At 44.7% G+C, this 20,541-nt stretch carries 26 protein-coding genes; all 26 read left to right on the forward strand.

Translation table 11 applies throughout. From position 1 onward, the window contains the following. Positions 1 to 88 precede the first annotated feature (88 nt). The 26 genes from BLW49_RS07620 (at position 89) to BLW49_RS07740 (ending at position 20,517) form a co-directional block, all read left to right on the forward strand. On the forward strand, positions 89 to 439 hold the full coding sequence (locus BLW49_RS07620; RefSeq protein WP_076312912.1) for a hypothetical protein: 351 nt from the start codon (positions 89 to 91) through the stop codon (positions 437 to 439). Positions 440 to 639: 200 nt separating this feature from the next. Continuing rightward, positions 640 to 1,257 (forward strand): genetic competence negative regulator, encoded by a 618-nt coding sequence (locus BLW49_RS07625; RefSeq protein ID WP_076312911.1) that lies wholly within the window; start codon positions 640 to 642, stop codon positions 1,255 to 1,257. 39 nt (positions 1,258 to 1,296) lie between these two features. Continuing rightward, positions 1,297 to 1,992, forward strand: coding sequence for a glutamic-type intramembrane protease PrsW (prsW, locus tag BLW49_RS07630; protein WP_090723955.1), 696 nt, complete (start codon positions 1,297 to 1,299; stop codon positions 1,990 to 1,992). 110 nt (positions 1,993 to 2,102) lie between these two features. Further along, positions 2,103 to 2,252, forward strand: a complete 150-nt coding sequence (locus tag BLW49_RS28750) for a hypothetical protein (RefSeq protein WP_177178677.1) — start codon at positions 2,103 to 2,105, stop codon at positions 2,250 to 2,252. A gap of 83 nt (positions 2,253 to 2,335) precedes the next feature. Continuing rightward, positions 2,336 to 3,679 carry a germination protein YpeB gene (gene ypeB, locus BLW49_RS07635; RefSeq protein ID WP_076312909.1) on the forward strand — a complete coding sequence of 448 codons (1,344 nt, stop codon included), beginning with the start codon at positions 2,336 to 2,338 and terminating at the stop codon, positions 3,677 to 3,679. A gap of 121 nt (positions 3,680 to 3,800) precedes the next feature. Next, complete coding sequence (locus BLW49_RS07640; protein WP_090723957.1) at positions 3,801 to 4,454, forward strand: flagellar brake protein; 654 nt, start codon at positions 3,801 to 3,803, stop codon at positions 4,452 to 4,454. A 75-nt stretch (positions 4,455 to 4,529) separates the two neighbouring features. Next, a complete protein-coding gene (locus BLW49_RS07645) occupies positions 4,530 to 4,763 on the forward strand; it encodes a hypothetical protein (protein ID WP_090723958.1) in 234 nt (77 codons plus the stop codon). 97 nt (positions 4,764 to 4,860) lie between these two features. Next, positions 4,861 to 5,565, forward strand: coding sequence for a (d)CMP kinase (gene cmk / locus BLW49_RS07650; protein ID WP_076312906.1), 705 nt, complete (start codon positions 4,861 to 4,863; stop codon positions 5,563 to 5,565). Beyond that, entirely contained in the window at positions 5,562 to 6,152 is a 591-nt protein-coding gene (locus BLW49_RS07655) for a lysophospholipid acyltransferase family protein (RefSeq protein WP_076312905.1), read from the forward strand. Before cmk ends, BLW49_RS07655 begins: the two co-directional genes overlap by 4 nt. A 128-nt stretch (positions 6,153 to 6,280) precedes the next feature. Next, positions 6,281 to 7,501 carry a 30S ribosomal protein S1 gene (gene rpsA, locus BLW49_RS07660; RefSeq protein ID WP_090723959.1) on the forward strand — a complete coding sequence of 407 codons (1,221 nt, stop codon included), beginning with the start codon at positions 6,281 to 6,283 and terminating at the stop codon, positions 7,499 to 7,501. Between the two features lie 218 nt (positions 7,502 to 7,719). Continuing rightward, positions 7,720 to 9,042, forward strand: coding sequence for a ribosome biogenesis GTPase Der (der, locus tag BLW49_RS07665; RefSeq protein ID WP_076312903.1), 1,323 nt, complete (start codon positions 7,720 to 7,722; stop codon positions 9,040 to 9,042). Positions 9,043 to 9,054: 12 nt separating this feature from the next. Next, complete coding sequence (gene plsY / locus BLW49_RS07670; protein WP_076312902.1) at positions 9,055 to 9,675, forward strand: glycerol-3-phosphate 1-O-acyltransferase PlsY; 621 nt, start codon at positions 9,055 to 9,057, stop codon at positions 9,673 to 9,675. Then, the gene (locus BLW49_RS07675) at positions 9,668 to 10,708 is read left to right on the forward strand and encodes an NAD(P)H-dependent glycerol-3-phosphate dehydrogenase (protein WP_076312901.1); all 1,041 of its coding nucleotides are present in this window, start codon (positions 9,668 to 9,670) and stop codon (positions 10,706 to 10,708) included. Before plsY ends, BLW49_RS07675 begins: the two co-directional genes overlap by 8 nt. Positions 10,709 to 10,826: 118 nt before the next feature. Further along, the gene (locus BLW49_RS07680) at positions 10,827 to 11,102 is read left to right on the forward strand and encodes a stage VI sporulation protein F (protein WP_047911123.1); all 276 of its coding nucleotides are present in this window, start codon (positions 10,827 to 10,829) and stop codon (positions 11,100 to 11,102) included. Between the two features lie 153 nt (positions 11,103 to 11,255). Then, complete coding sequence (locus BLW49_RS07685; protein WP_047911124.1) at positions 11,256 to 11,435, forward strand: DUF2768 family protein; 180 nt, start codon at positions 11,256 to 11,258, stop codon at positions 11,433 to 11,435. A 103-nt stretch (positions 11,436 to 11,538) separates the two neighbouring features. Next, on the forward strand, positions 11,539 to 12,153 hold the full coding sequence (locus BLW49_RS07690) for a hypothetical protein (RefSeq protein ID WP_076312900.1): 615 nt from the start codon (positions 11,539 to 11,541) through the stop codon (positions 12,151 to 12,153). 45 nt (positions 12,154 to 12,198) lie between these two features. After that, positions 12,199 to 12,552, forward strand: a complete 354-nt coding sequence (locus BLW49_RS07695) for a 2Fe-2S iron-sulfur cluster-binding protein (RefSeq protein WP_090724513.1) — start codon at positions 12,199 to 12,201, stop codon at positions 12,550 to 12,552. Positions 12,553 to 12,610: 58 nt separating this feature from the next. After that, positions 12,611 to 13,372: a hypothetical protein gene (locus BLW49_RS07700; RefSeq protein WP_090723961.1), complete on the forward strand. Its 762-nt coding sequence runs from the start codon at positions 12,611 to 12,613 to the stop codon at positions 13,370 to 13,372. Positions 13,373 to 14,243: 871 nt separating this feature from the next. Then, positions 14,244 to 15,722, forward strand: a complete 1,479-nt coding sequence (gene spoIVA / locus BLW49_RS07705; RefSeq protein WP_047911125.1) for a stage IV sporulation protein A — start codon at positions 14,244 to 14,246, stop codon at positions 15,720 to 15,722. 346 nt (positions 15,723 to 16,068) lie between these two features. Next, positions 16,069 to 16,341 carry an HU family DNA-binding protein gene (locus BLW49_RS07710; protein WP_047911126.1) on the forward strand — a complete coding sequence of 91 codons (273 nt, stop codon included), beginning with the start codon at positions 16,069 to 16,071 and terminating at the stop codon, positions 16,339 to 16,341. A gap of 83 nt (positions 16,342 to 16,424) precedes the next feature. Then, positions 16,425 to 16,649, forward strand: coding sequence for a trp RNA-binding attenuation protein MtrB (gene mtrB, locus BLW49_RS07715; RefSeq protein WP_047911127.1), 225 nt, complete (start codon positions 16,425 to 16,427; stop codon positions 16,647 to 16,649). Positions 16,650 to 16,763: 114 nt separating this feature from the next. Then, positions 16,764 to 17,303, forward strand: coding sequence for a hypothetical protein (locus BLW49_RS07720; protein WP_090723962.1), 540 nt, complete (start codon positions 16,764 to 16,766; stop codon positions 17,301 to 17,303). Positions 17,304 to 17,437: 134 nt separating this feature from the next. After that, entirely contained in the window at positions 17,438 to 18,298 is an 861-nt protein-coding gene (locus BLW49_RS07725) for a heptaprenyl diphosphate synthase component 1 (protein WP_076312897.1), read from the forward strand. Positions 18,299 to 18,323: 25 nt separating this feature from the next. Next, positions 18,324 to 19,052 carry a demethylmenaquinone methyltransferase gene (locus tag BLW49_RS07730; RefSeq protein WP_076312896.1) on the forward strand — a complete coding sequence of 243 codons (729 nt, stop codon included), beginning with the start codon at positions 18,324 to 18,326 and terminating at the stop codon, positions 19,050 to 19,052. Next, a complete protein-coding gene (locus BLW49_RS07735) occupies positions 19,045 to 19,911 on the forward strand; it encodes a UbiA-like polyprenyltransferase (protein WP_076312895.1) in 867 nt (288 codons plus the stop codon). Before BLW49_RS07730 ends, BLW49_RS07735 begins: the two co-directional genes overlap by 8 nt. Positions 19,912 to 19,914: 3 nt before the next feature. Then, a complete protein-coding gene (locus BLW49_RS07740; protein ID WP_076312894.1) occupies positions 19,915 to 20,517 on the forward strand; it encodes a UbiX family flavin prenyltransferase in 603 nt (200 codons plus the stop codon). Positions 20,518 to 20,541 lie beyond the last annotated feature (24 nt).

Genomic DNA, 20,541 nt, shown 5'->3' on the forward strand with positions numbered 1-20,541 from the left:
GAGAACTTCCTGTATTTAATACGCATGAGTTTGTCGACATAAGCGAACAATAGATGTGCATTAATCATACAAGGAGGTTTTTATCAATATGAGAACATCTTCTTTTCTGCTCGGTATAACACTGGGTGCTGTCGCAAGCTCGCTGCTCGCTAGAAATGTACACATGCCTACATCAGGGGATGCCCGCAGAATGCTGAACAACACGAAGGAAAAGATGATGGACATGACCTTTCCTGGTATGGAAAGCATGCTGAGCAAAGCAGGAATTGACTCACATGTCATTGATGCAAAAAGCACAGTTGTCAAACATCAGGTTTCACCGAAAGAAAGAGAAGAGAACATGAACTTGATCAAATCCTTTATTCGATCAAACCCAGATGTCAAAAAAGAAGTCGAGCAAGTGCTTAAAGAATCACACACGGTGATTCCAGGCGTGTAAAAAAGCAAGGGATTTGACATGGAATCATTACAGATCCTTTTTTAAAAGGGCTGCTAATGATTCTTTTTTTATCATTTTTATTGCGTGCAATTGTGGGTATAAAATGATAACATACTTACATAATCCATTTTCAGCACACAACACGAAATAGCAACATATTTTATTTATAACACATGCATGATACAAGGGGAGGATCCTGTATGAAAATAGAACGCTTAAGCCACGATAAGATACGGATTTTCCTTACTTTTGACGATTTAAGCGAGCGAGGCATCCAAAAGGAAGATATGTGGCAAGAGGAGCCTAAAGTTCACGAACTGTTTACAGAAATGATGGATCAAGCATATACAGAACTTGGATTTGATGCTACAGGCCCACTAGCTGTTGAGGTTTTTGCTTTGCCTGCTCAAGGAATGGTCGTTATTGTGACCAGAGGGAAATATGATCGCGAACGTTATGGCGCAGGGCATGAGGATGACATCGCGGATGAAATTTACGAAATGGAAGTGACACTGGAACAGAGCGATTCGGTCATGTACACTTTCAAGGATTTTGAAGTTCTGATTGAAGCAGCTCATATGCTTCGCAATAAAGTGACTGGAGCCGGTCGGTTGTATCATTATCAAGACAAATGGTTCCTGCACCTTGAACCGGATGAAGTTGATACAGAGCAGCACGGTGCGTTAATTGCTCTGCTTGCTGAATTTGGAGAAGGAAGCTCGGTGACGACGGCAGTCCTTCAGGAATATGGAAAGCTGGTAATGGCGGAGAATGCGGTCGCCACAATTTGTGAGCATTTTAAACGTCATGACGCATAATAAATAAATGTTAAGGAAAACAATTTGGAGGGATGAACGGTGCTTCTGTTTTCGGTCTTAACCGCAGCAATTGCTCCGGGACTCGCCTTGCTGACCTATTTCTATCTCAAAGACCGTTACGATGCAGAGCCGCTTCATGTCGTTATTCGGATGTTTTTTTTCGGTATGCTGACCGTATTCCCAATTATGATTATCCAGCGGGGACTTGAACTATGGCTTGGTCATAATCCATACCTTCATGCTGGGCTCATCTCAGCGGGTGTGGAAGAAGTGATTAAATGGCTCGTTATGTTTCATTTCATTTATCACCACACTGCGTTTGACGAACCCTATGATGGCATCCTTTATGCAGTAGCCATATCACTTGGATTTGCTACAGTAGAGAATGTATTGTATTCATGGGCTGGAAATGCCTCATTTGGACTTATGCTGTTTCGTGCTCTATTACCGGTCTCGGGACATGCGATGTTCGGCGTTATTATGGGGTACTACACAGGCAGAGCCAAGTTCTCTGACTCCCAGAAACTTAGGAACAAATTCCTCGCCATGTCTCTCATCTTGCCAATATTCTGGCATGCAATATATGACATTGTGCTGAATAAGGGTGGAGGCTGGTATTGGTCTATTCTTCCCATTATGGTCATTCTCTGGTATGGAGGGATGGGCAAGGTTTACCGGGCGAATAATCGCTCTCCGTTTCGATTCGTTAAGCGAGAAGAAGAGGTTAATCTGTAATTTATATGGACACACTTGTTGTATTCAAGCAGTTTTCAAGCTGCTTACAACGAGTGTGTTTTTTTGTTGTCTACAATGAATTTAAATGTGAAGAGGAAGGTGGCTTATTAATGAGAGTGAAGGTAAGGATCCGCTGCAAGCAGTGCGGCGAAAGATTTGTGCTCCGGGGAAAGAAGGAACGTGGAAAGATCGAGACCGGCTTCAAGCAATGCATTTGTGATAATCGAGATCGGTTTGAGATTGAAGAGGACGTAATTTGAATTTTAAGTACGATGATGAATAAGCTTCCTTTCTTCTTGTCACAATAAGGTCATCTTACCTGAAGGAAGGAGTAACGATTAAGATGTACAGACGAATAAGCTCGGTTCTGTTTCCTATTGTGACAGTGCTGCTCATAGGTGCTATCATCTGGGGATATCAGCTAAACCAGCAAAAGAACAGCGTCATGGTTCAATCCGAGAATCATTATCAAAGAGCGTTTCACGACTTATCCTATAATATGGACCGGATTCACTCCGAGCTGGGGAATACACTTGCGGTCAGCTCTGCATCTGAAGGGATGCACCGAAAGGGGCTTATGAATGTTTGGAGGCTGAGCAGTGAGGCGCAGAACGAGATCGCGCAGCTTCCAATCAGAACACTTCCATTTACGGAAACTGAGGAGCTGCTATCACGCATTTCCAAGTTTGCTTACCAAGCATCGATTCGTGATTTAACGAAAAATCCGTTGACGGATGAAGAGAAAAAGAACTTGCAAACCTTGTACAAAAATACGGAAGAGATTAACAAAGATCTGGATAATGTACAAATGAGCGTACTCAATGATCATCTGAAGTGGTCGGATGCTGAAATGGCGATGACGAGTGATAAAGAAGTGAAAAATGGAATTGTGGATGGCTTCCGCTCCGTCAATAAAAAAGTCGGGGAATATCCGCCGCTTGAATGGGGGCCTTCGGTATCGAGCTTGTATGAACAGCGCCAGGTTCGCAAATTGAACGGTGTACCAGTTACCACTGCCGATGTTAAACGCAAAGCACAAAAATTCGCTGACCTGAATCAAGAAGAGATTCAAGTGACGGAGAACGGAAAGGGAACAGATCACAGATCTTATACCGCTTCGGCCGTTCATCCGAACGGACATAAAGTAAGTATGGATTTTACTGCTGACGGTGGTTTGCTTATTTCTTACAATGATGAGAGAGAAGTGGGTCCGAAGAAAGTCGACCGAGAAACGGCAATGAATAAGGCAGATCAATTTCTGGTGAAGAAGGGCTATCGCGAGATGGAGGCGGTTGCTTACAATGAATACGATAATCTCGGGAATTTCACCTATGTTCGTCAGCATGAGGATGTACTTGTGTATCCCGAAAAAATTACGGTGCGTGTAGCTCTTGATAATGGTGAGGTCATCGGCCTACAGGCGACAGAGTTTCTGAATGAACACCAAGAAGATCGGAAATTTGACGCACCGAAAATGAAAATGAAGGATGCCAAAGCGAAGCTGAATCCTGACTTCAAAGTCAGCATGGTTCGTAAGGCGCTCATTAAAAATGAGTTCAGCGATGAAGTGATGTGCTATCAGTTTGTAGGCAAAATTAATGGTTCGCAGTATCGGATCTATCTGAACAGCGATACAGGTATAGAAGAAGCGGTAGAGGTTGTGCCAGGACAAACCAACCGTTTATAGTGTTACTAAGGTAAGCTTCTCTCTTGATAAGAGAGGAGCTTATTTGCATATACGTATGATCTTCATCACATGGTATAATATCCCTTAGTGTTATGAATAAGCTCTAAGGTGGAGATTGGCATTGAATCCGAAAGTAAATGAAGTTTTATATGTTCAAATTCCTTCAACAGAGGACAAAGAGAAGAAGCTGGAATACAAGTCAAGAGTAGCCGAGGTTGAAGAAGATTCGATTAGTATAGAAGTGCCCATGCTTGAGGGTAAGTATTTGCACCGATTGAGACTAGGAGATGAACTGGCGGCTAGTTTTGTGTCGGAAGGCGGAGTTAAGCATTTTTTTAATACATATGTCACAGGATTTAAAGAGGATGTTATTCGACTAATCAAGATACGCAGACCTTCTAAAGATGAAATATCTCAAGTTCAGCGCCGCAATTATTTACGCGTTCAGGCGAAGCTGGAGCTCGCTGTCAAATTCAAGCATGACTTCACAAGATTCTTAGCCTATACAGATGATGTAAGCGGGGGAGGACTTTCATTCTTTGAACACAACAGTTACAGTTTGGAACAAGGACAGAGCCTGTCGTGCTGGTTATTGCTTCCCTACAAAAATGGTGAGATTGAGCATGTCCCCTTTGAAGCTTCTGTCGTAAGAATTCAAGAGCTGGAAAGCGGAAGACGCTTAGTTATGTTAGAGTTTATAAGTATCACAGATATGGAGCGCCAAAAAGTAATTAAATACTGTTTTGAGCGTCAGTTGGATTTTCGCGGAAGATAAAAGAAGCCACAGAACAGAATAAGCTAGTCTCTCCCAGGGCATAATTTACCAAACTCTAAGTCGGAGGGACTGCAGATGAGCCGCGATCAGGAAGCAAGTCAGGAATATGAGAAGTTGTTCGCCGAATTCAGCAACAAAATAGAGCATGTTATCAAGCGGATCATAATCGGCCTAATAACCCTGCTGGTTATTATTCAAATACTGCTCCATATACCCGGGCTTGCCCCTTTATTATCCCCTGTATTCAACATGGAAGGAATTCCTCTTCAGCCCGCTTTACGATCTGAAATTAGGGGTAATGAAGAGTGAACGCTTTTGCATCAGCGTAGGTTGTGTGGTATAATTTTCACGTCGCAGGCAATGCCTGCTTTTTTCTTGAGGCTTAAGTTTGAGGAGGAATGGCCCGTTGACAAGCCAGAAAGCAGCAGAGAACGGGAAGTTGAATGTGGCTATTGACGGTCCGGCAGGTGCGGGAAAGAGCACAGTGGCCAGACGTGTGGCGAGTGAACTCTCATACATATACGTAGATACCGGAGCCATGTATCGAGCGGTTACCTACTATATGCTTCGCCATGAAATTGAACCGGAAGATGTAGATTCAGTTCTTAAGCACTTACGGGAGCTCAGCATAGAGCTTGTCCCGGATGCGAATGGGCAGAAAGTACTCCTTAACGGTGAAGATGTGTCGGGACCTATACGATCAAGAGAAGTAACCGGGATTGTGTCTCTATATTCTCAGATTGAAGATTTGAGAGCACATCTTGTTGAACTGCAGAGAGTTATGGCGCTCCGTAAAGGAGTGGTTATGGATGGCAGAGATATTGGTACTACCGTGTTGCCAGATGCAGAAGTGAAGATTTTTATGACTGCCAGCGTTAAGGAACGTGCACTTCGGAGGTTCAATGAATTGGAGAAGACCGATGACCTGACATTGGAACAGCTTGAATCAGATATTGCTGCTCGGGACAAGCTTGACCAGGAACGGGAGATTTCTCCACTCCGTCAAGCAGATGATGCCATCGTACTAGATACGACTTCGATGAGTATTGATGAAGTTGTTGAGCATATTGTGTCACGCTGTTACGAAGTCGGGAGAGAGGTCGATTTATGATTTATTCAATCGGTCGGGGTTTGCTGAGATTCATTTATACAGTATTATTCCGTTTAGAAGCTGTAGGAAGAGAAAATATTCCCCGTGACGGTGGAGTGGTGTTATGCTGTAATCACATCAGTAATTACGATCCGCCTACACTTGGGATTAAGATTGAACGCAAGGTAAGGTTTATGGCGAAGAGCGAGCTTTTTGATATTCCGGTCCTTGGCCCTGTCCTGAAGGCTGTTGGTGCTTTTCCTGTAAAGCGGGGAGGCGTCAGCAAGGAATCGATCAAGACGGCCCTTAACATACTGCGAGACGGACAAGTGCTCGGTATTTTTCCACAAGGCAGCCGCAACAACGATGGAGGAATTGGCAAGAAGGGGGCAGCGAGCTTCGCTTTGCGCAGCGGCTCAGCAGTGGTGCCGGCGGCAATCATCGGTGAATATAAGCTGTTCCGCAAGATGAAAATTGTCTATGGCAAGCCTGTAAATCTTGATGAGTTTAAAGATGATCCTTCAGGTGATGCGCTTGAAAGGGCTACAGAGAAGATTATGTCCAAGATTGACGAGATGACCAAGACGGGAGTACCTTCTCAGCCATAATAAACGCAGATGCATGATTCATTATATTTTATGGAAAGCTACGATTAACAGGTTTATGCAGTAATGTTTTGAACTCTGCCTTGGCAGGTTTAAATAAATGGGGTTTTTGAATTGAGGAGGGTATTGATATGTCGGAAGAGATTAAAAATCAAGAAGTAACAGAAGCAGCAACCCAAGATGAGCTGGATTCATTCGTATCTTTGAAAAAAGGGGATACTGTTAAAGGAACCATTGTCAAATTGGAGGATAACCAGGCTTATGTAAGCATTGGATATAAATATGACGGTGTGATTCCAGTTCGCGAGCTTTCTTCCCTGCAAGTGGACAACATTGGCGATGCTGTACAAGTAGGCCAAGAGGTAGAGTGCAAGGTAGTAAGCATCGATGATGAAAAAGAAAGACTGGTTCTTTCCAAACGCGCTATCGACAGCGAAAATGCTTGGGAGCAGCTTGAGAAACATTTCGAATCTGGTGAAGTATTTGAAGTTACCGTTTCTGATGTTGTAAAAGGCGGCGTGGTAGCAGACGTAGGCGTACGCGGATTTATCCCTGCTTCTATGGTAGAACGCCATTTCGTTGAAGATTTCAGCGACTACAAAGGACGTACACTTCGCGTTAAAGTTAAAGAGCTTGATCGTGAAGCGAATAAAGTCATTCTTTCTCAAAAAGATGTACTGGAAGCTGAGTTCGAAGCGAACAAACAAAAAGTGATCGCTGAGCTGAAAGAAGGCCAAGAAATCGAAGGAACCGTACAGCGTTTGACTCAATTCGGCGCATTTGTTGATGTAGGCGGCGTTGATGGTCTGGTTCACGTTTCCGAGATTGCTTGGAATCATGTGGATAAACCAGCTGATGTCCTTTCCGAAGGCGATAAAGTCAATGTTAAGGTTCTGAAAGTGGATCCTGAGAAAGGCAAGATCAGCCTTAGTATCAAGGCAGCTCAACCGGGTCCATGGGAAACGGCTTCTACGCAATTTAACACGGGTGACATCGTGTCTGGTGTTGTTAAACGTCTCGTGCAATTCGGTGCGTTTGTAGAGATCGCTCCAGGTGTAGAGGGTCTTGTTCATATTTCCCAGATCTCTCATAAGCATATCGGGACTCCAAATGAAGTGCTAAAAGAAGGTCAAGAAGTGCAAGTGAAAATTTTGGAACTCAGCACTGCTGAACAGCGTGCTAGCCTGAGCATCAAGGAGACAGAAGAAGCTCCGGCTCCAGCTGCTCGGGCAGAGAAGTCCAAAAATGCACCTCGTGAGGAAATCGACAACCCTAACGTTTCATTGAGCAACCAAGGACTTAGCATTACACTTGGTGAGCGTTTTGGCGACAAGCTTAGCAAATTTAAATGATCATCACTTTAACATAAGATTTATATCTGGCAGTGTATAGTGGCTAATGGAATTGGCGAACCCTCCGGGGTTCGCCGATTGTCGTTCGAAACGTGTTTTTTAGGATAACAAGGTCACAAAATATATACGTTTTGTTTTTGAATCTTTAGTTCTATGTATATAAATGAACTATTTTTTGCTATGATATGAGCGTAAGATGTGACAGGAGGAGTGTATTTATGGCAAGACCCGTTGTGGCTATAGTTGGGCGACCGAATGTGGGGAAGTCAACAATCTTTAACCGTATCATCGGCGACCGGCTGGCCATTGTGGAAGACAAGCCGGGCATCACCCGTGATCGGCTATATGGTGTTGCAGAATGGAACGGCAAGCCTTTCAGCGTCATCGATACCGGAGGTATTGAAATTGACGGTGAGGATGTTATTATCAAATCCATCCGTATGCAGGCTGAACTCGCCATCGAAGAAGCGGATGTTATTGTATTTATGTGTGACGCGAAGACAGGTGTTACGCAATCAGATGAAGAAGTAGCTCAAATGCTGTATCGCTCAGGCAAGCCGGTAATTGTAGCTGTTAACAAAGTGGATAATATCGGTCGAAGCGATCTGATTTATGAGTTCTACTCTTTAGGTTTCGGGGATCCAATTGGTGTATCAGGAAGTCATGGTACCGGGATTGGCGACCTGCTGGACGCCATTACGAACAATCTGCCTGAACTTGAAGAGGACCAATATGATGAGGATGTTATTCGGGTTGCTCTGATTGGACGTCCGAATGTAGGAAAATCCTCATTGGTTAATGCGATTTTGGGCGAGGAACGAGTGATTGTCAGTGACATTGCGGGTACGACCCGGGATGCCATCGATACTCCGTTTGAAAAAGATGGACAACGTTATGTATTAATTGATACGGCGGGTATGCGTAAACGCGGTAAGGTATATGAAACGACCGAGAAATACAGCGTAATGCGTGCGATGCGTGCGATTGAACGAGCAGATGTTGTTCTCATCGTGATTAATGGTGAAGAAGGCATTATCGAGCAGGACAAGCATATTGCAGGGTATGCGTATGAGGCGGGTAAAGCCTCCTTGTTTGTTGTGAACAAATGGGATGTTGTAGACAAGGATGACAAAACAATGCATGAGTTTGAGAAGAAGATCCGTGATCATTTCCTATTCATGACGTATGCTCCTATCGTATTTTTGTCTGCAAAAACGAAACAGCGTTTACAAAAATTGCTTCCTGTTGTGCAGCATGTATCTCAGCAGCATGTTATGCGTGTACAAACACATCTGCTTAACGATGTTGTATCCGATGCAGTTGCAATTAATCCGCCACCAACGGATAAAGGAAGAAGGCTGCGGATTAATTATGTAACACAAGTAGCCGTCAAGCCTCCGACAATCGTTGTATTCGTGAATGATCCAGAATTAATGCATTTCTCATATGAGCGCTACTTGGAGAACAAAATTCGTGCTGCCTTTAATTTTGAAGGTACACCGATCAGAATATTTACTCGGCGCAAGTCTGATGAGAGTTAGGAGAGAATCAATGTGGTTTGGTCAATCACAGCTGTAATCGTCAGCTATCTTCTGGGATCGGTAAGCTTTAGCTTTTTATTTGGCAAGCTGATGAAGGGTATTGATATTCGGGATCATGGAAGTGGAAATGCAGGTGCCACGAATACGCTGAGAACGCTTGGCAAAGGGCCGGCCATACTTGTACTGGCCCTCGATATTGCCAAGGGGATTGCAGCCGTATGGATCGGTAAATGGCTGGGAGGCGATTCGGCCTGGGTTCCCGCACTTTCCGGTATCAGTGCCATTATAGGTCATAACTGGCCCGTATTCTTCCGATTTCGTGGTGGAAAGGGGATCGCGACCGCTATTGGTGTATTAGCGACCCTCTGTTTTCTGCCTGCTTTGTATGCAGGAATTATCGCGATTCTATCGATTTTCATCACAAGATATGTATCGCTCGGCTCTTTAATATTCGTCTTTTTGACGCCATTATTTTTGCTTATTCTTCTATATCCATGGCCTCTCTTTTGGTCAAGCTTAATCATTTGTATCTTTGCATTTTGGAGACATCGTACAAATATTACGAAGTTGATTCAGGGTAAGGAGAATAAGTTAGGATCGAGTTCTTCGAAGGGAGGAAACCGGGTTGTCTAAAAAAGTAACGCTCTTGGTAGCTGGAAGCTGGGGAACTGCACTTGCAAGCGTGCTCGCTGACAATGGACATGATGTATTTGTGTGGACGAGAAGTGAACAGCAGGCGGCAGAAATTAATCTGCAGCACACAAACAGCCGTTACCTGCCCGGCATCACTCTGTCAGATCGTATTGTAGCCTCCAGTGACATGGAAGAAGCCGTAAAGGGCACGAGCGCTATAATTATTGTGGCTCCTTCTTCTGCGATGCGGACTGTGGTTCAGCAATTGAAACCGCACTATACTAAGGGTACGCTCATAATTCATGCAACCAAGGGTTTTGAGCTTCCCAGCTTAAAAAGGATGTCCGCAGTAATAGCGGAAGAATTGGATTCCGCCGAAGGCGATATTGTTGTCTTGTCAGGGCCAAGTCATGCCGAAGAAGTGGTGAAACGGAATCCTACAACGATTGTTGTGGCGGCATTAAACGATGAGAAGGCAAACTATGCAAGAGATCTATTCATGAATGTTAACTTCAGGGTCTATACCAACCGGGATCAAGTGGGTGTTGAACTGGCTGGAGCACTTAAGAACATCATTGCTCTCGGTGCAGGAATGTCGGATGGGCTTGGCTTTGGAGATAATGCTAAAGCGGCGATTATAACGAGAGGGCTTGCCGAGATTTCGAGAGTCGGTGTCCAAATGGGAGCGAATCCGCTCACCTTCTCTGGACTCGCGGGTGTTGGGGATCTTGTCGTAACTGCGACGAGTAAACATAGCCGGAACTGGCGGGCTGGATATGCGCTCGGTCAGGGCAAACCGCTGAATGAAGTGCTTGAAGCAATGGGGATGGTGGTGGAAGGTATCCGTACTACGGAGGCCGCTCACGCCATATCGATCAAATTCAATGTACAGATGCCGATTGCCGATCAGCTCTATCAAGTGCTGTTCACAGGCAAGGACAGTCGTACGGCAGTAGAAGCACTTATGGGTCGAGATCCGAAGACGGAGATGGAAGTTATGAAGCTTGAGACCTGGGAGCAATGGCATAAATAAAGAATTTAAGCTCGCTCGTTCTCATCGTAGGCTGGAGCCCTAGAATTGTGGAGTCCATCACCTTTCCCTAAGACAGCTCATATGATATTGTGAGTTTTTGTCTTGAGGAGGGGAATAAATGGGAGATTTTTCTAAGGATGCTTTGGATGCGATTAACAAGAAGACCGGTAAGAAAATATCCGAAGGGGCCGTCAAAAAATTGGCCAACACGGTTAAGCCTTCTACAATGCAAAATGAAGCACAGCTGCGGACATTAATCAAGCAGGTCTCTGCCATGGCCAATATACCGGTCAGTGAAGAAACGATTAAAGAAATCGTAAATGCTGTCAAAAAGAGCGGTATGAATCCAAGCAACATGGAAGCAATCATGAAAATGATGATGAAAAAGAAATAAGGTCTGATCTAGAACAAAGAGCGAGGCAGCAGCCTGTGATCTTTGTTCTTTTTTTCTTTTATTTGGAAGTTCAGTACTGTTTTTCATGATATAATAGGTCATGTTTATGGACAAACGTACCTAAAATAATGTTGCAGCGAAAGGGAGCAAATCATGAGTGCAATGGATAAAATGTGGCTTTCCATTATCGCAATTTTGATTATGGGAGTGTCTGTTTTTCTCATTACTTTTGCCAGAGCCAAAACTAAGGGTATAATAAAAGGGATTTTATCCGTCATTGCTTTTATTATCATGTTAGTTGGTTTCTTCAGCGGCGTAGTGTCAATCATGTAGCAACGATGAATGATATTGATGAATCCCTGCTATAACATATATGCGGCGAGCTTACTGAAGCATCAAGATATATACTTAAAGGATAAAAGGGAAGGTGAGCCGATTGGCAGGGCTATTTTCACCAAATGAATGGAGTCATGATGAGGTGCTGGATCGATCTTTGAAATTATTAATCAACATGTGGAATACAAATGACTATCTCTGGTTATTGGGAGGAAGCAGCAGTTTAATGCTCCAAGGTGTTGGACTCTCTAAGCCTCCGAATGATATTGATATCTATGCGGATCTTCGGGTTGCCAAATTACTGCATAGGCTCGCTCTAGACAAGCAAATAGACGAACAGGTCTTGGACAGGAGCGGCACCTACACTTCTCTGTTAAGCCATTATCGAGTTGAGGATTCCGCTGTTGAGCTGTCCGGTGGGTTTGAGATATGTACTGAGGGGTCATTTTATCGCACAGAAGTCGAGCTATTAAGCTCATATGCAATACCATACAGCGTACGGGGAGCTGCAGGCATGGTGAAGTTAACTCCACTGAGTCATGAGCTGCTATTCAATGTACTGCGTCAAAGAGAGGATCGTTACATTCCCATCGCTACAAAAATCAGTGAGAGCTTGGAGCAGCATTTGCCCCTTATTCAAGAGCTCATTGCCAGGAATGTTTGGTCAGATCAAGATTTAAGAAGGATAGAGGGGCTGCTAAATACTAGAATTTAAACACTAGCTTCAGCAGTGAAAATGCTTGCAGGAAGGAAGTTAATGATGAGTGTGAAGGTAACGTTTTTGCCGATGCGCAAGGAAATTACGGTCAAGCAGGGCACAACGTTGCTTCAAGCTGGGCGAAGAGCAGGAGTCCATATTCCTACTCGCTGCGGGGGGAAGGCGGGCTGCCTGATGTGCAAGGTAACTGTTCAAGAGCAGGAGCGCAAGAACTTGAGTGATCCAAGTACGGCTGAGATAAACAAGCTCGGAACTTGGCTGAATGAAGGAACCCGGCTTGCTTGTCAGGCGGTGATCCGTGATTCAGTCGTCGTAGAGCTTCCAGAGGACAAATTAAAGGCCGCAATCCGCAAGCAGCTTGAGAAACAGCAGGCTGAACGTGATGAATTGTGGTAATTTGGATATGCTTTTTTAACGTATTCACATATTGATTTAGAATAGGACGGACTTTGCGATGTCACATAATCAAGTACGATTCGCTAAGGGGAAGCTTCGGGTTGTTGTTCTCGGCGTACTTCTTCTGACCCTGGTCATGCTGACAGGCTGTATGTATCCGGGGACAAGCAGTGAATCAGAGGCTGTAATTGTGAACTATGACGACAGTGTTAACAGAATTCAGAATGCGATTGATTCCTTCCAGTCAGACCAGCATATTTTACCTATGATTACGGCTGGTAACGAGACTCCAAGATACGAAAAGTTTCGAATTGACCTGAACAAGCTGGAGCAGCAGGGATACCTGGATGATATACCGAATACTGCATTCGAAAAAGGAGGCAGCGTATATTATCTGCTTCAGAACGAAGAAACAGACCCGGTTGTAAAGGTGATGGACCTTACAACGGTTCAGCGTGTAAACGATGTTCAGCGTTCTGTTCAGACATATAAATCTGCACATGATGAATGGCCAGTCTCAGAGGAGGTATCACCCGGTATATTTCGGGTGGATCTGGACAAGCTGCAGAGCGGGGCCAATCAATTGCAGGAATTAAAGAGTGTATACTCTGGAGAAGTTCTTCCCTATCTGCTCGATGATCACGGAAATGTATATGCCGATTATGCTGTGGACATCATGCAGGTGATTGAGCGGGAGCAGCTTGCCCCTTCCGAAACTGAGGATCTTAGAGAACTGCTAACGGAGCGTTCACATCATGTGCCAGTAAAATCATTGCCGTATCATTGGGATGGCTCTGCCCCACTTGCAGTACTAGAATAAATATATCCAAAGCCGCCAGATTGGCGGTTTTTTTTGTGCCTAGAAATGGCAGCGCCTTGTGCCCTTGAGCGAAGTATCTCTTTAAGCAAAGTCCCCCCTCGAGCTACCTACAAAAAACCTCAGTGGAATTTTTAGATCCCAAACGACTTTTGCGAAGCAACCGGAGAGAGGGAGATAAAAATGGAACGCCTGAGAGGAACTAAAAATGGAACGTCGCGAGGAGCTAAAGAAGGAATGCGTTTAGTCCTTTAAGCGAACGACCACCTCGAACTACCTACAAAAAAACTTGAGTGGAATTTTTAGATCCTGAACGACTTTTGCGAAGCAACCGGAGAGAGGGAGATAAAAATGGAACGCCTGAGAGGAACTAAAGAAGGATGCGTTTAGTCCTTTAAGCGAACGACCACTTTCGAGCTACCTACAAAAAACCTCAGTGGAATTTTTAGATCCTGAACGACTTTTGCGAAGCAACCGGAGAGAAGGAGATAAAAATGGAACGCCTGAGAGGGAGGTAAAAATGGAACGCCAATAGCCGAACGTTCTAAAAAGCTCCTGAGAGTCATATGTTTAGTGTGGATGGACTGCAGAGGGTGACGTCTATCATCAGAAAAATCCGGTCTGGTGATAGAAATTTTAGAAAAGGCGTCATACCGCAGTGGTCATGTACATACTATGATACTAGTCCAAAAGCATGTACGAGTTACGCCGCTCATCTTCTCTCTTTGATCAGAATGTGATTGTCGGCGGCGGACGACTTCCGGGCAATTTTTATAAGCTGTTCTACCGCTTACAGGGTTTAACGTCTGATTGAAAACGAAGCGGATGCTCTTTAGCATTTTTCCTTCGGAGTATTTTTAGGAGGGGATTTCACTTGGAAAAAGTAGACATTTTCAAAGACATTGCCGAACGCACTGGCGGGGACATTTATCTCGGTGTTGTCGGCGCAGTTCGCACAGGAAAATCCACATTCATTAAACGCTTCATGGAAACGATCGTATTGCCAAACATTACGAGTGATTCCGATCGTGTCCGCGCAGTAGACGAATTGCCGCAGAGCGCTGCAGGTAAAACCATCATGACCACAGAGCCCAAATTTGTGCCAAATACGGCAGTGCAGATCAAGGTAGCCGACGGTCTTGATGTCAATGTGAGACTGGTAGACTGTGTAGGCTACGCGGTAGAAGGAGCAAAAGGCTACGAGGATGAGAATGGACCACGGATGATATCGACGCCATGGTTCGAGGAGCCAATTCCTTTTCAGGAAGCAGCTGAGATTGGAACACGTAAGGTAATTCAAGAGCATTCGACGCTAGGTGTTGTCGTAACGACAGATGGAACGATTGCCGAAATTCCGCGGGAGTCCTATGTGGAGTCCGAGGAGCGAGTCATCGCTGAGCTCAAAGAGGTCGGCAAGCCATTTGTTCTGATCATCAACTCCATCAAGCCAAAAAGTGAAGAAGCACAGCAGCTTCGTGCCGAGCTCGCAGAGAAATATGATATTCCAGTAATGACCGTAAGCGCAGCGACCATGACAGAAGATGATGTAACCGGCGTACTGAGAGAAGTACTCTATGAGTTCCCGGTTCATGAAGTGAACGTCAACTTGCCGAGCTGGGTCATGGTGTTGAATGAAAATCACTGGCTGCGTTCGAATTATGAAAATTCCGTGCGCGATACAGTCAAAGACATTCGCCGGTTGAGAGATGTCGATCGTGTGGTGTCTCAGTTCATGGAATATGAATTCATTGACCGCGCTGGACTCAGCGGGATGAATATGGGGCAGGGCGTTGCAGAGATTGATCTCTACGCACCCGATGAATTGTATGATCAGATTCTGTATGAAGTGGTGGGTATTGAAATTCGGGGCAAAGACCATCTGTTACAGCTCATGCAGGACTTTGCTCATGCAAAAAAAGAATATGATCGCTTTGCCGAAGCGCTCGAGATGGTAAAAACGACAGGCTACGGCATCGCCGCACCTTCGCTTGCTGAAATGGCGCTTGATGAGCCGGAGCTGATCCGTCAAGGAACCAGATTTGGTGTCAGACTGAAAGCGACTGCGCCTTCGATCCATATGATTCGGGTGGATGTCGAGTCTGAGTTCGCGCCGATTATAGGCACAGAGAAGCAGAGTGAGGAGCTTGTACGATACCTCATGCAGGACTTTGAGAATGATCCGATTAAGGTATGGGATTCAGATATGTTTGGCCGTTCGCTTCATTCCATCGTACGTGAGGGCATTCAAGGCAAGATTGCCATGATGCCGGATAATGCAAGATACAAGCTGCAGGAAACACTCGGACGCATTATTAATGAAGGCTCTGGCGGACTGATCGCCATCATTCTGTAACTTCAGGCTAGTCACTAAAATAACCGAAAGGATATATCCTTTTCGGTTATTTTGCTTGTCCATAAACGGTGTAATGGACCATTAGCTCATAAAACGACGAAGAATCTATCAATTTTAACTATATATAGCGCTGAATTCACTTGAAATTGTATTCTGACTGTATTACTATAAAGTTTGTCCGTTCAAGAGAAATATAGTCCTGTGACTAGATATTTCCCCTTCTTGGCGCGGATGTAATGAGCCGGGCATATGAACCTATTAGTATAAAAATAGCCTAGCCACGTATATTTTGCGGTAAAACGGAAACACAGTATAACACTTAAGATATTTCAGGAGGTGAATACACTTGAATAAATCTGATCTGATTGCACAAGTTACAGAGGCAACTGAATTGTCGAAGAAGGATGTTACGAAAGCAGTGGATGCTGTATTCGAAGCCATTTCCGAAGCTCTGCAAAATGGAGATAAAGTACAACTCGTTGGTTTCGGTAACTTTGAAGTACGCGAGCGTTCTGCACGTAAAGGACGTAATCCGCAGACAGGTGAAGAAATCGAAATTCCTGCGAGCAAAATTCCTGCTTTCAAACCAGGCAAAGCGCTCAAAGATGGAATCAAATAAGATTTCTACATACGACCAGGTAACCAAAAAGACCGTGAATACGTTCACGGCTTTTTTCATTTAATTGAAAAGGGGCAGTGGGCATGGAAATTCCATTAGGCGGCGATTATATCGTGATTAAGGCAAAAGAGAACGGTGTGCACGTCATTGGACTGACCCGAGGACATGATACAAGATTTCATCACACGGAGAAGCTCGATAAAGGTGAAGTCATGATCGCCCAATTCACAGATCATACTTCAGCAATCAAAGTGCGGGGCAAAGCAGAAGTGATGACCAAGCATGGGAAGATCGAAACAGATCAATAACCGCTTATTTTTACGCGACTTCAAAATGCAGGCATAGCCTGCTTTTTTTCTTTGTACAATGAGGTATGGGCCTTGTCTTACGAGCTCACAATAGGAAATGGGAGGCGAATCTTTTTGAAGAAGAAAAAAGTCATTCTCATAGTCCTTTCCATCTCATTAAGTACACTCATGCTGCTAGCTACATTTGTTTCCATTCAAAAAGACTCCTTTCTTCAGGATGCCCGCGAGGTTCTGCAGAGCAGGGATCCGATTAGACTGGAGGACCACAATCTGGTCGATTACTTGCATGAATTGAAGCTTGAGGCACAGATCAGCAAAGTGAATTGGAACAGCAATGTTCTCACTATTGATTTGAGAGCAGCAGATGAATCAAGTGATCCATCTGATATTTACGAAGATATAGCGACTGTCGCATCCTTTTCTTTTGAGGAGACCGCTAATGTGCAGCAGCTGATGCTGCGGGTTCTGGCTCAGGATGATTGGACGGGAAGCCGTCATCTGCTGTTATCGGCAGATATCAGGCGGAGCGAGTGGAGTCTTGAAGCACTGCAATTGCTTGAAACCTGGAAGAGCGCTGAGCTCCCTGAGGAGCTTAAAATATGGTTTCATATGTCGGAGACGAATTTATGGCGCAGACAGTTCATTTTACGTTGAAAAGGGTTAATGATGCTTGTGCGATCATTTCGATCGTATGCTATAATAGATAAGATTGTGAATATATGCTATTTGAATTAATTTCTTATTTATGCAATTGATACGTTACTTATTTAATGGCTCGGAGGATCAGGATGACTACATACCGCGTACCTAATCTTGCAAAAAAATATACAAACTATGATATGATTCAGCGGCATACGGAAATTCCGAATTTTCCTGATGGCCGTGTACGGCTGCTTGCGTTTTTTTTGAATCGTGGACCGGTTCGATCAGCGGAGCATAGTGAGTTATATTCCCTCGTTACTGCACTTGTACAAATGGGTCTTGATACACATGAGATGATCGATGTTCATGAGGAGGATCTGAAGGAACAGGAGATGCGATCTCGTCAGCTAAAAGTACTTGGTGGCGATTATTTCAGCGCGAGGTTCTATCAACTTCTGGCTGCAGCAGGTCAAATCTCCGTTGTAGCATCCCTCAGTGAAGGAATCTGCATCGTGAACGAGCGGAAAATGAATCTGTACAATCGAATGAGACGACAGCTGGTTACAGCAGAGGAATACGTTAACGAATCCGTGCAGCTGAAGAAGCAGCTGTTTCTTTCTTTTCAGAGCATGATCTCAGCTGAAGAAGTCTCGTTGTTCGATCGAGTCCTCAGCGCATTTAGTTTGTTCGATATGCTCATTGAGGAGATTGAACATGTGAGAGATATGGAACGCTCTCGTTATCGTCTCGCTTATTATCAGATTCTAGGCCATACGGATTCCAATGTTAAGGGAGCCCTTAACAGGAATGAGCTTGAGCCTAATGAATGGATTCAGCTCACGCTTAAGCACAGAACACAGGAATTTTTAACGGACAAGCTTCGTCATTCGGTGAATGATACTGAACGATTTATTGAGAATGAAATAAGCGATCAGGTGGTTGTACAGGAAATCTTGAAGATGATGGAATCGTACCGTACATACAGAGCACCTGGCAAAGTTGTTTGATAAGTGAATAAAAGGTGGTTCGAACATGCAGCATGAAGGGGAGAATCCGAAGGAGCAGCACGTTCATTCGGTGTTTCAAAGCATTGCTACTAAATACGATTTTATGAACGACACGCTCAGCTTCAGGCGTCACAAGGCTTGGCGAAAGTTCACCATGAAGAAGATGAATGTGCAGCGTGGGCAAACGGCGCTGGATGTATGCTGCGGGACCTGCGACTGGACGATCAGCCTTGCAGAAGCAAGTGAAACAGGTCACATCAATGGACTGGATTTCAGCAGCAATATGCTTGCAGTCGGACGGGAGAAGGTGGCACAGCAGGGTCGAGATCAGCAAATTACGCTTGTTCAAGGAAATGCCATGCAGCTTCCTTATGAAGATCATTCGTTTGATTATGTAACCATTGGCTTTGGTCTTCGCAATGTCCCGGACCTAAGACAAGTGCTGTCAGAGATGCAGCGGGTCGTCAAGCCGGGTGGAATGGTCGTATGTTTGGAGCTGTCAAAGCCGACGTGGCAGCCTTTTAAGGGGATTTATTATTTTTATTTTAGACGTATTTTGCCTTTTATGGGTAAGCTTCTTGCTAAACGCTACGAACAGTACAAATGGCTGCCTGACTCTCTAGCGATGTTTCCTGGAAGAGAAGAGCTTGAACACATCTTCAGGGAAACGGGACTCAAGGATGTGAGGTCCTATCCGCTGACAGGCGGAATCGCAGCATTACATATTGGGAGCAAGGAGAGTCAGCATGTTTAAAAAGATCGGTGTTTTTCTGGAAATGATTAAAATAGAGCATACCTTATTTGCTCTGCCATTTGCTTTTATGGGAGCCATCCTTGGTTCTACAGAAATAAATGAAAGGCTGCCATTCTGGGCTGAGATTGGATGGATTCTGCTCGCCATGGTGGGAGCTCGGAGTGCAGCCTTCGGCTTAAACCGAATGATAGACCGGGTGATCGATGGCAAAAATCCGCGCACAGCCGGAAGAGCCATACCTGCAGGACTGCTCAAGATAAGTGAAGTTGTTATTTTTGTAATCATATCGTTTATTCTGTTATTCTGGGCCGCATCACAGCTTAATCCCTTATCGATGAAGCTGCTGCCTATTGCGGTGTTTATGCTCGTAATATACTCGTATACTAAACGGTTTACATGGCTGTGCCATGTTGTGCTTGGATTGACGATTGGACTAGCCCCGCTCGGCGGGTGGGTTGCTGTGACGGGGGAAATAAATCTTGCTGCAATTGTGCTATATCTCTCTGCCGCCTTTTGGACGGCTGGCTTTGATATAATATATGCTTGTCAGGATATCGATTTTGACCAGAAGGAAGGCGTGTATTCCATCCCTTCCCGATTTGGAACCCAAGGTGCATTGAATATCGCAAAATATTTTCATATCATAACGGCAATCGGATTTATTTCCTTATTTTTCATGACCGATTTGAGCTGGATATATGCAATAGGTATACTAATATCATGCGGACTTCTAATATACGAGCATATGATTGTGTCACCAAACGATATGAGCCGGGTACAGACCGCATTCTTTACGCTGAACAGCTGGGTCAGCATGGTCATTCTATTGTTTACTCTTATCGACGCGGTGGTGATCTGACCTATGAATAGATTAAAAAGACTCGCTGTCGGCATAACGGGCGCGAGTGGCAGTATTTACGGAGTCAGGCTGATCGAGACATTGCTTGATCAGGATTATGAGATACATCTTGTCGTTTCGAATGCAGGCTGGCGTGTGTTAAAAGAAGAACTAGGCTGGAATGTTTCGGACCGGGAAGGGATTTTGAACGAGAAGTTCGGGAACCGACCCGGTTCTCTTATATATCATCCTGTTAGCGATATAGGGGCTTCTATTGCAAGCGGATCCTTCTTAATGGATGGCATGATTATAATGCCGTGCTCAATGGGGACGTTATCAGCGATAGCGCATGGAGCCTCGGACAACTTGATGGCCAGGGCGGCTGATGTCATGATGAAAGAAGGACGTCCACTCGTACTGGTGCCCCGGGAAACTCCGCTTCATGCGATTCACCTGGAAAATATGCTGAAGCTGAGCCGGCTTGGTGTGAAAATGATTCCAGCGATGCCGGCATTCTATTATCATCCTAAAACGATGGATGACCTTATCCATTTCTTGGTGGGTAAAGTACTGGATGTTCTTCACATCGAGCATAACTTATTTAAGAGATGGGGGGAGGAGAATTGAAGGAATTACATCAAGTAACCACCA

It is taken from the genome of Paenibacillus sp. PDC88, assembly GCF_900106725.1.
Taxonomy (GTDB): Bacteria; Bacillota; Bacilli; order Paenibacillales; family Paenibacillaceae; genus Paenibacillus; species Paenibacillus shunpengii.